The 12,708-nt window shown below is 70.5% G+C and carries 10 protein-coding genes; 7 read left to right on the top strand and 3 right to left on the bottom strand.

Annotation, left to right across the window (positions count from 1 at the left end):
- Positions 1–186 precede the first annotated feature (186 nt).
- The 4 genes from D458_RS0101380 (at position 187) to D458_RS0101365 (ending at position 5,790) form a co-directional block, all read left to right on the top strand.
- Complete coding sequence (locus tag D458_RS0101380) at positions 187–1,134, top strand: bifunctional riboflavin kinase/FAD synthetase (RefSeq protein WP_017584935.1); 948 nt, start codon at positions 187–189, stop codon at positions 1,132–1,134.
- Between the two features lie 320 nt (positions 1,135–1,454).
- Positions 1,455–1,724 (top strand): 30S ribosomal protein S15, encoded by a 270-nt coding sequence (rpsO, locus tag D458_RS0101375; protein WP_017581774.1) that lies wholly within the window; start codon positions 1,455–1,457, stop codon positions 1,722–1,724.
- A 289-nt stretch (positions 1,725–2,013) separates the two neighbouring features.
- Positions 2,014–4,347 carry a polyribonucleotide nucleotidyltransferase gene (locus D458_RS0101370; protein WP_017584934.1) on the top strand — a complete coding sequence of 778 codons (2,334 nt, stop codon included), beginning with the start codon at positions 2,014–2,016 and terminating at the stop codon, positions 4,345–4,347.
- 108 nt (positions 4,348–4,455) lie between these two features.
- On the top strand, positions 4,456–5,790 hold the full coding sequence (locus tag D458_RS0101365) for a M16 family metallopeptidase (RefSeq protein WP_017584933.1): 1,335 nt from the start codon (positions 4,456–4,458) through the stop codon (positions 5,788–5,790).
- Positions 5,791–5,927: 137 nt separating this feature from the next.
- Here D458_RS0101365 and D458_RS0101360 read toward each other — a convergent pair whose 3' ends face one another.
- From D458_RS0101360 to D458_RS0101350, 3 genes are all read right to left on the bottom strand, one after another.
- The gene (locus tag D458_RS0101360) at positions 5,928–6,395 is read right to left on the bottom strand and encodes an Hsp20/alpha crystallin family protein (protein ID WP_017584932.1); all 468 of its coding nucleotides are present in this window, start codon (positions 6,393–6,395) and stop codon (positions 5,928–5,930) included.
- On the bottom strand, positions 6,392–8,071 hold the full coding sequence (locus D458_RS0101355; RefSeq protein ID WP_017584931.1) for a BCCT family transporter: 1,680 nt from the start codon (positions 8,069–8,071) through the stop codon (positions 6,392–6,394). Before D458_RS0101355 ends, D458_RS0101360 begins: the two co-directional genes overlap by 4 nt.
- Before the next feature lie 315 nt (positions 8,072–8,386).
- Positions 8,387–8,896, bottom strand: coding sequence for a MarR family winged helix-turn-helix transcriptional regulator (locus D458_RS0101350; RefSeq protein ID WP_017584930.1), 510 nt, complete (start codon positions 8,894–8,896; stop codon positions 8,387–8,389).
- A 239-nt stretch (positions 8,897–9,135) separates the two neighbouring features.
- On the opposite strand from D458_RS0101350, the gene D458_RS0101345 reads away from it, so the two are divergent.
- Genes D458_RS0101345 through D458_RS0101335 form a run of 3 tightly spaced genes read left to right on the top strand, consistent with a single transcriptional unit; the run spans position 9,136 to position 12,652 of the window.
- Positions 9,136–10,179, top strand: a complete 1,044-nt coding sequence (locus D458_RS0101345) for a polyprenyl synthetase family protein (RefSeq protein WP_017584929.1) — start codon at positions 9,136–9,138, stop codon at positions 10,177–10,179.
- Positions 10,180–10,232: 53 nt separating this feature from the next.
- Positions 10,233–11,699 (top strand): phytoene desaturase family protein, encoded by a 1,467-nt coding sequence (gene crtI, locus D458_RS0101340; RefSeq protein ID WP_017584928.1) that lies wholly within the window; start codon positions 10,233–10,235, stop codon positions 11,697–11,699.
- Complete coding sequence (locus D458_RS0101335) at positions 11,696–12,652, top strand: phytoene/squalene synthase family protein (RefSeq protein WP_017584927.1); 957 nt, start codon at positions 11,696–11,698, stop codon at positions 12,650–12,652. Before crtI ends, D458_RS0101335 begins: the two co-directional genes overlap by 4 nt.
- Positions 12,653–12,708: the final 56 nt, after the last annotated feature.

Raw genomic sequence — 12,708 nt, 5'->3', positions numbered from 1 at the left:
CCGGGCACGGTAAACCGCGTTCCCTTCTTGTGCCAACCCCGCTTTGCCCACGGTAGACGAGCGTGGCGGGGGAGCGGCGAGTGCGACGGGCCACACCGGGGGCGTGTCGGAAGCGGGGCCGCCGCCATGGCACGCTTGAGTCGGACGGACTTCACGGCTTCACGACAACGAACAAGGGGACCGAACGTGCGGCGATGGGACGGGCTGGAGGACATTCCCTCCGACTGGGGGCGGTCCGTGGTGGCGGTCGGTGTCTTCGACGGGGTCCACCGCGGTCACCAGGCGATCCTGGCCGCCGCACGCGCACACGGGGGCGAACTCGGCCTTCCGGTGGTCGTGGTCACCTTCGACCCCCACCCGCAGAAGGTGCTGCGCGGGGTCGCCCCGCCGGTCCTGACCCCGGTCGACCGCCGGGTCGCGCTCATGGACTCCCTCGGGGCCGACGCCGTGTGCGTGCTGCCCTTCAGCGAGGAGCTGTCCTCGCTCAGCGCGGAGGAGTTCGTCCAGCGCGTGCTGGTCGACCGGCTCGGCGCGGCCGCCGTGGTGGTCGGTGAGGACTTCCGCTTCGGCCACCGCGCCGCCGGGAACGTCGCCGTACTGGCCGAACTGGGGGAGAAGTACGACTTCACCGCCGACGGCGTCCGGCTGGTCGCCGAGGGCGAGACCATCACCTCCACCCGGGTCCGCTCCCTCCTCGACGAGGGCGACGTGGCCACCGCCGCCGAACTCCTGGGCCGCCCGCACCGCGTGGCCGGCGAGATCGTGCACGGCGCGGCCCGGGGCCGCGAACTGCTGGGTTTCCCCACCGCCAACGCGGACCTGCCGCCGGGCACCGCCGTGCCCGGCGACGGGGTCTACGCCGGGTGGCTGAGCCGCCTGGACCCGGTCGAGGGACACGAGTCCCGCTGGCCCGCGGCGATCTCGGTGGGCACCAACCCCACTTTCGACGGTGCCGAGCGCACGGTGGAGGCCTACGCGCTGGACCGCGACGACCTGGAGCTGTACGGGCTGCGGATGGCGGTCGACTTCACCGCGCGCATCCGCGGCCAGGAGCGGTTCGACAGTATCGACGAACTCATCGTGGCGATGCGCCGCGACGTCGACCGCTGCCGGATCGTCCTCGGCGCGGCGTGATTCCGCCGGCGCGCCTCGGCCGACGCCGTCCCCAGCGCGGGCCCCTCGTCGTTCCGCGCCGACTGTGTTCTCCCCGACCCTGTGGCGGAGGAGCCCGGCCTTGTGATCTGGGGTAGAGTGGGAACGTCCACGTGTGCCCGCAGTGAGTCGCGCCCCTCTGGGGAGCGGATTCGGCGGGAGCGCGGTGCACCCGCGCCATCGGCGGCGGGCCGCGCGCACCACACGCGACGGTGACTGTTCGTACGCGCGGTCACCGCGTCTGAACCCTGTCAAGTACCGGGGTTCGCCCTGCGTGCCGACTCTTAGCTAGAAGGAGCGTTGTGTCGATCGACACCGCCACCAAGGAAAAGATCATCGCCGAGTACGCCACCGCCGAAGGTGACACCGGCTCCCCCGAGGTCCAGATCGCGCTGCTCACGCACCGCATCACCGAGCTCACCGAGCACCTCAAGGACCACAAGCACGACCACCACAGCCGTCGTGGCCTGCTCCTGATGGTCGGCCGTCGCCGCCGTCTGCTCAAGTACATCGCCAAGCAGGACATCACCCGCTACCGCTCGCTGATCGAGCGTCTGGGTCTGCGCCGCTAGGTTGATCGGAGGGAGTGGCTTCGGCCGCTCCCTCTTTGTTAGTAAGGTGTAATCGGAGTGGCGTCCGACACCGGACGTCACCCGTACGCCACCCGCGCCACGACCCCGGATCTCAGGGGTCGGTCCTCGGTAGTGGTCTCCGGACATCATCCGCATGGTGATGCCGTGGGCTTCGATCGATGACCGGCCGTCATCACCTCCGGGGCACGACGCGGGAGAGAACATCGCCGTGCCGCAGGCCCATCGAGGCCCGGACCGGCGTTCCGAAACGTGTAGTAGGAGGTCGCCCATGGAGGGCGTTTACTCGGCCGAAGCCGTCATTGACAACGGCAAGTTCGGCACCCGTACCATCCGCTTCGAGACCGGTCGTCTGGCTCGCCAGGCCGCTGGTTCGGCCACGGTCTACCTGGACGACGAGACTGTCGTCCTGTCGGCCACCACCGCCTCGAAGCGCCCCAAGGAGAACCTCGACTTCTTCCCCCTGACGGTGGACGTCGAGGAGCGGATGTACGCCGCCGGCCGCATCCCCGGCTCGTTCTTCCGGCGTGAGGGCCGTCCTTCCGAGGACGCCATCCTCACCTGCCGTCTGATCGACCGGCCGCTGCGCCCCTCCTTCAAGAAGGGCCTGCGCAACGAGATCCAGATCGTCGAGACGATTCTGGCCCTGCACCCCGAGCACCTGTACGACGTCGTCGCCATCAACGCGGCCTCGATGTCCACGCAGATCTCCGGGATCCCCTTCTCCGGACCGCTCGGCGGTGTCCGCGTCGCCCTGATCGACGGCCAGTGGGTGGGCTTCCCCACCCACGGTGAGCTCGAGGGCGCCACCTTCGACATGGTCGTCGCCGGCCGTGTCCTGGAGGACGGCGACGTCGCGATCATGATGGTCGAGGCGGAGTCCACCACCCAGACCCTGAAGCTGGTCGCCGAAGGTGCCGTCGGCCCCAACGAGCAGACCGTCGCCGAGGGCCTCGAGGCCGCGAAGCCCTTCATCAAGGTGCTGTGCAAGGCCCAGCAGGCCGTGGCCGACCAGGCCAGCCGTGAGCTGAGCGAGTTCCCGATCTTCCTCGACTACGAGGACGACGCCTACGCAGCCGTCGAGGCCGCCGTGCGCGAGGAGCTCTCCAAGGCGCTCACCATCGCGGACAAGCAGGACCGCGAGAGCGAGCTCGACAAGCTCAAGGCCTCGGCCGCCGAGAAGCTGGCCGAGGACTTCGAGGGTCGTGAGAAGGAGGTCAGCGCCGCCTTCCGCAGCCTGAGCAAGCAGCTCATGCGTGAGCGCGTCCTGCGCGACAAGGTCCGCATCGACGGCCGCGGCCCCAAGGACATCCGTCAGCTGAGCGCCGAGGTCGGCATTCTGCCGCGGGTGCACGGTTCGGCCCTCTTCGAGCGTGGCGAGACCCAGATCATGGGCGTCACCACGCTGAACATGCTGCGCATGGAGCAGATGGTTGACACGCTCAACCCTGACAAGACCAAGCGCTACATGCACAACTACAACTTCCCGCCCTACTCCACCGGTGAGACCGGTCGGGTGGGCTCGCCCAAGCGGCGCGAGATCGGGCACGGCGCCCTGGCCGAGCGGGCCCTGCTGCCGGTTCTGCCCGCCCGCGAGGAGTTCCCGTACGCCATCCGCCAGGTGTCCGAGGCCCTCGGGTCCAACGGCTCCACCTCGATGGGTTCGGTCTGCGCCTCCACCATGTCCCTGATGGCGGCCGGTGTGCCCCTGAAGGAGATGGTGTCCGGTATCGCCATGGGTCTGATCAGCGAGGGCGACGAGTTCGTCACGCTGACCGACATCCTCGGTGCCGAGGACGCCTTCGGTGACATGGACTTCAAGGTCGCCGGTACCCGTGAGCTCATCACGGCCCTGCAGCTGGACACCAAGCTCGACGGCATCCCCGCCGAGCAGCTGGCCCTGGCCCTGCAGCAGGCCCGCGGTGCCCGCCTGGCGATCCTCGACGTCATGCAGGAGGCCATCGAGCGTCCGGCCGAGATGAGCCCGAACGCTCCGCGCATCCTCACCGTCAAGGTGCCCGTCGACAAGATCGGTGAGGTCATCGGCCCGAAGGGCAAGATGATCAACTCGATCCAGGACGACACCGGCGCGGACATCTCGATCGAGGACGACGGCACCATCTACATCGGTGCCACCGACGGCCCCTCCGCGGAGGCGGCCCGGGACACGATCAACCAGATCGCGAACCCGACCATGCCCGAGGTGGGCGACCGCTACCTGGGCACCGTCGTCAAGACGACCGCCTTCGGTGCGTTCGTCTCGCTGCTGCCCGGCAAGGACGGACTGCTGCACATCTCGCAGATCCGCAAGCTGCACGGCGGCCAGCGCATCGAGAACCTCGACGACGTGATCAGCATCGGCGAGAAGATCCAGGTCGAGATCCGTGAGATCGACGACCGCGGGAAGCTCTCCCTGGTCCCGGTCGAGGTCGTCGAGTCCGAGAACGCCTCGGCCCCCAAGGCCGAGGCCGCTCCCCAGGCCGACAGCGCCGAGGAGCCGGACGAGGACTCCGACAAGGGCGACGACAAGGGTGACGACAAGGGTGAGGGCGCTCCGCGCCGTCGCCGGCGTCGCAGCTCCGGCGGGCGTTCCGAGAACACCTGATCCTGACTGACCCGGTACGGGGCGGTCGCGTCTTCCACGACGCGGCCGCCCCGCCGTCGTCCCACACGTATGCTCTGCTGGATGCCACGACGCGAAGAAGAAGGATTCATGAGTTCTGTCCCCATCGCCGCCGAGCAGGAGCCGGGCACGACCGTGACGCTGCTGGAGCCCGACGGCGGTTCCGGTCTGGTGCGTCGGACGGTACTGCCCGGCGGCCTGCGCGTGGTCACCGAGAACATCCCGGGCGGGCGGTCCGCGGCCTTCGGGATCTCCGCGACCACCGGCTCCCGTGACGAGGACTCCGCGCACGCGGGGTCGGCGCACTTCCTGGAGCACCTGCTCTTCAAGGGGACCGGTACCCGTTCGGCGCTGGAGATCTCCGCCCTGCTGGACGGCGTGGGCGCCGACCACAACGCGTACACCACCAAGGAACACACCTGCTACTACGCGAAGGTCCTGGACCGGGACCTTCCGCTCGCGGTGGACGTGGTCGGTGACATGGTCGCCAACTCCGTCCTCGACGAGGACGAGGTGGAGACCGAGCGCGGCGTGATCCTCGAGGAGATCGCCATGTACGAGGACGAGCCCGCCGACCTGGTGGACGACGTCTTCGCCGAGCACTTCTTCGGTGACACCCCGCTGGGCCGCCCCATCCTCGGCACCACCGACAGCATCAAGTCGCTGGCCCGGGAGCGCATCGCCGAGCAGTACCGGGACGCCTACGTGCCCTCGGAGCTCATCGTCACGGCGGCGGGCAGCCTGGAGCACGACAAGGTCGTCGAGCAGGTCCGGGCCATGTTCTCCGACCGGCTGGCGGCCGCCGGCGACGCCCGGCCGTCCCGCCCGCGCGGGGCCGGGGAGCCGGTCCGCACGTTCGGCGGCACGGTCGTGCAGTCGCGTGAGACCGAACAGGCCCACATCATCCTGGGCTCGGAGGGTCTGATCCGGACCGACCCGCGCTGGCACGCCCTGCGCCTGCTCAGCGCCGCTCTCGGCGGCGGCATGTCGTCCCGCCTGTTCCAGGAGGTGCGGGAGAAGCGCGGCCTGGCCTACGCGGTGCACGCCTACCACACGGCCTACGCCGACACCGGCACCTTCCAGATCTACGCGGGCTGCCTGCCGGAGAAGGCCGACGAGGTCATCGGGGTCTGCCGCGACGAGCTGGCCAAGGTCGCCGCCTCCGGCATCACCGCCGAGGAGCTGACCCGTGCCAAGGGCCAGATCCAGGGCGCCATGGTGCTGGGGAGCGAGGGCACCAACGCCCGGATGGGGCGCCTGCTCGCGCACGAGCTCACGCACCCGCGCCACTTCTCGATCGACGAGGACCTGGCCCGGTTCGACGCCGTCACCCAGGACGACGTGGCCGAGGTCGCCGCCGAACTACTGGCCCGCCCGCGGGCGCTGGCCGTGATCGGCCCGTACGAGGCCGACCGGGCCTTCTGACACGAACACACAGCTGACACGGACGCCCAGCTGAGGCGCACACACAGAACGAACCCCGCCGGTCGGTTCCCGGCGGGGTTCGCTGTGTGCTCGGTCGGCTCCCGCCTGCGGGGAGCCCGGATCGCGGGTGGTTCGGGTCAGGTGCGTTTGCGCCGTGCGATGCTGATCCGCTTGGGGCCGCGCTGGTTGGCCGCCCCGTGCACGGTCACCACGAGGAGCCCTTCGCCGTAGCTGGCCTCGATGTGCTCCTCGTCCACATCGTCGGGCAGGCTGATCTCACGGCGGAAGGTGCCCATGAACCGTTCCGAGGAGTAGTAGACGACGTCGTCCTCGTCACGCCGCCGTTCCCCGCTGATGGTCAGGATGCCGTGGTTGAGGCTGACCGAGACGTCCTCCTCGTACACACCCGGCACCTCGCACCGGATCACCAGGTCCTTGCCCCGGGCGAGGATGTCGGTGGGCGGGCTCCAGGCGTCGGCGAAGCCGCGTTCGCGCTCACCGGCCTGGCTGGTCTCGATCGAGGACATGGTGTCGGAGATGCGGTTCATCTCCGTGATCATGTCGACGACCCCGTGGAAGGGGTTGTTGAACCTCTTCGGTGTCATCGGCCCTGTGCCTCCTCTGGAGTGTCGCCTTCACCCTTGCGGTCCACTCTGATGCTCCCAGAGCGGGTCGGCGGCGGGCGGTCCTCCGCCCGCAGTTTCTTCGGCGCGCCCGCCCTCGGTTCACGGGCGAGGGCCTTGAACAGCCCCCACAGCATGAACACGAGGATGACCGCGAAGGGCAGGCCCGTGACCACCGACGCCGCCTGGAGCGCGTCCAGGGCGCTCGCCCCGCCCAGCACCAGCAGGACGAGGGTCACCCCGCCCTCGCTGACCGCCCAGAAGGCGCGCTGAAGCTTGACCGGCTTGGTGTCGCCGCCGTTGGTGAGGGTGTCCACCACCAGGGATCCGGAGTCGGAGGAGGTGACGAAGAAGATGGTCACCACCAGGACCAGCAGGACGGAGGCGGCCACGGCGACGGCCGGGGCCAGGGGCAGGGCCTCCAGGAGGTGGTACGCGGCCTGGGCCTCGTCGCCCTCGGTGAACCCGCCCTCGCCGAAGAGTTCGTAGTACAGGCCGGAACCGCCGAACACCCCGAACCACAGGATGGACACCACGACCGGCGCGAACAGGGCGCCGAGGACGAACTCGCGGATGGTGCGGCCGTAGGAGATGCGGGCGAGGAAGACACCGACGAAGGGTGCCCAGGAGATCCACCAGCCCCAGTAGAAGACGCTCCAGCCGGTGGTGAAGTCCGCCGCGGTCCCGTCCACGAGCGGGCTCGGGAAGGACAGGCTCCAGGGAACCAGGCTGCCCAGGTAGTCGCCGGCACCGGTGAGCATGGAGCTGACGATCCACAGTTTGGGCCCCACGGCGAAGACGAACGCCAGCAGGGCGAACGCCAGCCAGAGGTTGATGACCGACAGGCGGCGGATGCCCTTGTCGATCCCCGACAGCACGCTGAACAGGGCGATGCCGGTGATGACGATGATGATGGCCGCGTGGGTCCACGAGTTGTTCGCCATGCCGAAGACCTGGGAGAGCCCCCCGTTGATCTGGAGCGTTCCCAGACCGAGTGAGGTCGCCAGGCCGAAGATGGTGCCGAACACCGCCAGGATGTCCACCAGGTTCCCGGGCCAGCCGAAGGCCTTGTCACCCAGCAGCGGGTAGAGCGCGGAGGCCGGCCGCAGTGGCAGGCCCTTGCGGAAGGCGAAGTAGCCCAGCGAGAGGCCCAGGGCGATGTAGATCGCCCACGGGTGGAAGCTCCAGTGGAAGAAGCTCGAGGCCAGCGCGCTGCTGGCGGCCTCGGGCTGGAGCACCGCCTCCTCGCCCCCCTCGAGGACGATGCGGGTCAGTTCGACGCCGGAGGCCTCCTCCGTCTGGGCCACTCCCTCCGGGTCCTCCGCGACGACGATGGGTGCCTGTGCCGAGTCGCGCGGCTCGTGCAGGTGGGTGACCGGCTCGGCCACGCCCCAGAAGACCAGGCCGATGCCCATGCCGGTGGTGAAGAGCATCGCGAACCAGGCCAGGTTGCCGAACTCGGGTCTGGAGTCGTCGGGGCCGAGGCGGATCTTCCCGAAGCGGCTGAGCATGAGGAAGACGGCCGAGCCGAGGAAGAAGGTGGTCGCCAGGACGTAGAACCAGCCCAGCTGGGAGCCGATCCAGTCCCGGGCGGCGGAGGCGCCGTCCAGCAGGGGTTGTGTGAAGGCGATCCCCAGGACGACGAAGGCGAGGATCACGATTCCGGAGATCGTGAAGACGGGTGGGTTGGTGTGTTCTCGGATGTATGCGCGCAGGGTTGAGATGGTGGCTCCTTCCCAGCCCCGCTGAACCTACGGGGGTCGAAGTGCCGGTTCCTGCTACCGGCCATGGTCGTATCCCGTGGGATGCTAGGGGCTTTGGTCCCTTGTGGCAAAGCCATCGCCACAATAAGGAGCGTTACAGGCGGGACACGGCATGCCGGACACCGGGCAGCGGACACCGGGGCCGGGGCGGCCAGGGGGTCCGACGGGACGCGGATGTGCCGAACGGGACGGAGCGGGTTTCGGGCGGAGTCAGTTCCGGGGCTCGATGAGCGCGTCCAGGGTCGCTCCGGCGCGGTCCAGCCAGTCCACGATCACCTCCAGCTCCTCCACCGAGTAGCCGGCGTGCAGGTCGGTCATCGCCTCCCGCATCCCGGGCGCCGTCGTCCCGACCGTGTTCTCGGCCCCCTCGACCAGCCGGACGGCGACCTTGCGCCGGTCCAGCGGGTGCGGTGCGCGCTCGACCAGGCCGTGCGCCTCCATGCGGTCCACCACCCCGGTCACCGACCCGGTGGACAGGCACAGGCTGTCCGCGATCTCCCCGGGGGTCATCGATCCGGCCACGCGGAGCAGGGTGTAGCACTGGAAATCGGTCGGGTTCATGCCCGTGCGGTCGGCCATCCGGTGGAGGAGGCGTACCAGGCGCACGGCCAGCTGCTGGCCGTCGTTCTGGAGTGCCAGGTAGAGCTCCTCGCGCGACCTGCGCCCGTGGTCGTCTCCGGGTGCCTTCCGTGGAGACTCGGTGCTGGGCACGGTGTCCATGGATCTCCCTACCGCTCGGTGAACGGACCCTCCGGTCACTTGTGTCGAGTCTAGGCGGCCGCCCGAGTGTCGCTTGGCCCAGGAAAGACACCTCGTGTAATACTCATCCTTGTAAGATGCTCTGATTCCGAGATGTTTACGGAAATATCGGACACCGACTGGGGGCAGCCATCACCGTCTATCCAGCGGACGCACCCGAGGAACCGCTTCCTGTCGAAGTCGACGGCGTACGAAGCCGGGTGAACGGTCTCCTGGCCGAGTACCTCGGCCAGAGGGCCGCCGAAGCGGGCGGGATCGATCGGGACTTCGCGGCCGAACTCTGCACGAGACTGTCCGACTTCACCCTGCACGGCGGCAAGGGGCTGCGCTCGGTCCTGGCCTGGTGGGGCTGGCTCGCGGGAGGAGGCGCCGACACGGGGCCCGGCGCCGTGGCCGCCCTGCGGGCGTGCTCGGCCATCGAGGTGCTCCAGTCCTTCGCTCTCGCTCACGACGACGTGATGGACGCCGCCCCGCTCCGCCGGGGCGCCCCCTCCTTCCACGCCGGATACACGATGGAACACCAGAGCCGGGGCCTTCGCGGGGACGCGCGCCGCTACGGCGAGTCCCTGGCGATCCTGGTCGGCGACCTCGCCATGGTCTGGGCCGACGACCTGCTCCACGAGTCCCTGGCCGAACTGCCCACCGGCGACGCGGCGCACAGGGTGTGGCGGGGGATGCGCACGGAGGTCATCGTCGGGCAGTTCCTCGACCTCAGCGCCCAGGCCCTCGGCGACCGCTCCGAGGAAGGCGCCCTGCGCACCGACCTGCTCAAGACCGCGTCCTACACCGTCGAACGCCCGCTGCACCTGGGATCGGCCATGGCCGGGGCCGACACGGCGACCGTGGCGGCCCTGCGGGGCTACGGCACCGACGTGGGTGTGGCCTTCCAGCTGAGGAACGACCTGATGGACGCCTACGGCGCCCCCGGCGACACGGGCAAGGCGACCGGTGAGGACCTGCGCGAGGGCAAGAACACGCTGCTCCTGGCCTGCGGGGTGCGCCTGGCGCGGGAGCGGGGCGATTTCGGGGCGATGCGGGTGCTCGACCGGGTCGGCCATCCCGCCGAGCGGGTGGACGCCGAGGAGGCGGCCCACGTCCTGGACCGGGTCGGAGCCCGGGACGAGGTCCGCCGACGATGCCGTGAACTGGCCGAACGGGGCCTCGAACGGCTGCGGGAGATCGAGCTCCACCCCGCCGTCTCCGACGGCCTGCGCTACTTCGCCGAGACGGCGGCGCGTACGTGAACCTTCCGAAGAGAGGACCTGACAACGTGTTGTCGAGGAAGGAAAAGGGCCCCGTGGTCGTGGTGGGCGCCGGCCTGTCCGGCCTCTCCTGCGCGCTCCACCTGTTGGGAGCCGGGCGAGAGGTGGTGGTGGTCGAACGCGGGGACCACCCCGGGGGACGCGCCGGACGGCTGGACATGGCGGGTTTCCGGGTCGACACCGGGCCGACGGTGCTCACCATGCCCGAGATCCTCGACGAGGCCTTCGCGGCGGTCGGGGAGTCCGTGCACGACCGGCTCGAACTCCTGCCGCTGGCGCCCGCCTACCGCGCGGCCTTCGCCGACGGATCCACCATCGACGTCCACACCGACCGGACGCGGATGGCGGCGGAGGTGGCCCGCGTCGCCGGCACCCGGGAGGCCGTCGGCTACCTCCGCCTGCGCGAGTGGCTCACCCGTCTGTACGAGGTGGAGATGCGCTCGTTCATCGACGCCCAGTTCGACTCGCCCCTGGACCTGGTCGGCCCCGACCTGGTGCGGTTGGCGGCGATGGGCGGGTTCGGCCGCCTGTCCCGGGCCGTGGGGCGCCACCTGGAGGACGAGCGGCTGCGCAGGATCTTCTCCTTCCAGTCCCTCTACGCCGGCGTCGCCCCGGACCGGGCGCTCGCCGCCTACGCGGTCATCGCCTACATGGACACCGTCGCGGGCGTCCACTTCCCCAAGGGAGGGATGCGGGCGGTCGGCGAGGCGATGGCGGCCGCCGCGGCCAAGGCCGGGGCGGTCCTGCGCTACGGGGAGTCCGTGCGGGGCCTGGAACGGAGCCGGGACCGCGTCACCGCGGTGCTCACCGACCGCGGGGAGCGCCTGGCCTGCGACCAGGTGGTGCTGACCGCCGATCTGCCCGCCGCCCACCGCCTGCTCGGGTACCGCTCCCGCCGCCCGGTCCCGCACCGGTTCTCACCCTCGGCCGTCGTCCTGCACCTGGGCACCGACCGCACCTGGGAACACCTCTCCCACCACACCATCTCCTTCGGGAGGCGCTGGGACCGCACGTTCACCGAGATCATCGACGAGGGCCGGACCATGAGCGATCCCTCCTTCCTGATCACCCAGCCCACCGCCACCGATCCCTCCCTGGCTCCGGAGGGCCGCCACCTCCTCTACGTCCTCGCGCCCGCGCCCAACCTCGCCGCCGGGGACATCGACTGGGACCGGGAGGGCCCGCGTTACCGGGACCGGATCGTGGCCACCCTGGAGGCCCGGGGGATGACCGGCCTGGACGCCTCGGTACGCGCCGAGCACCTGGTCACCCCGGCCGACTGGGCACGGCAGGGCCTGGCCCGCGGCACCCCCTTCTCCCTGGCGCACACCTTCGCGCAGACCGGACCGTTCCGACCGCGCAACACCGTCCCCGGCACCTCGAACGCGGTCCTGGCGGGATGCGGGACGACCCCGGGGGTGGGTCTGCCCACGGTCCTGCTCTCCGGCAAACTCGCGGCCGCACGCGTCGTGGCCCGGACCGGGGGGAGGGGGCGGCGATGACCACCGCGACCGGCGAACTCGACGCGGCGGGGATCGGCCCCGGGCAGCTGCGCGACGACTACCTGCGCTGCCGGGCCCTGCACGCCCTCCACGGCCGCACCTACTACACCGCCACCCGCGTGCTGCCACCCGAACGCAGACCCGGCGTCCACGCCCTGTACGGCTTCGCGCGCTGGGTGGACGACATCGTCGACGAGCCGGGCCCGGACACCACCCCCGCCGACCAGCGGGCCCGCCTCGACGCGATCGACGCCGACCTCGGCCGGGCGTTCACGGGCGGGGAACCGGACGAGCCGGTTCTGCGCGCACTGGCGCACACGGTGGAGCGCTACGAGCTGCCGCGGGAGTACTTCACCGCGTTCATGGACTCCATGCGCATGGACCTCGACGTCTGCGCCTACCGGGACCTCGCCCATCTGCGCGAGTACATGTACGGGTCGGCGGCGGTCATCGGGCTCCAGGTCCTGCCGGTCCTGGGGACCCGTGCGCCCCGGGAGGAGGCCGCCCCGCACGCGGCCGCGCTGGGGGAGGCCTTCCAGCTCACGAACTTCCTCCGTGACGTGGCGGAGGACCTGCGCCGGGGCCGTGTCTACCTGCCCGGCGACGTCCTGGCCGAGCACGGTGTGGACACCGGGCTCCTGGCACACTGCGCGCGTACCCGGACCCCGGACCCGCGCGCCCGGCGCGCGATCGCCGCCCTGGTGGAGGTCAACCAGGGGTTCTACCGGGAGGCCGAACCGGGTGTCGCGATGCTGGACCCGGTCGCCCGCCCGTGTGTCGCCACCGCCTTCCGCCTCTACCGAGCGATCCTGGACGAGATCAGCGCGGCCGACTTCGACGTGTGGAGCGTGCGGCACCGCGTCTCCGACACGCGCAAGCTGGCGGCGGCCGTGCCCGCTCTGGCCCGCTCGCTGTGGGCGCGGACGGTGCCGCGTCCGAGAACCGGGGAATGACCGGTTCCATCCGCGAAGCGGGAACGGCCGCCCCGCCCGCCGCACGACGCTACGAG

It is taken from the genome of Nocardiopsis ganjiahuensis DSM 45031, from assembly GCF_000341085.1.
Taxonomy (GTDB): domain Bacteria; phylum Actinomycetota; class Actinomycetes; order Streptosporangiales; family Streptosporangiaceae; genus Nocardiopsis; species Nocardiopsis ganjiahuensis.
Note: the sequence above shows the minus strand (reverse complement) of the source record. Positions and strands in the feature narration are given on the sequence as shown.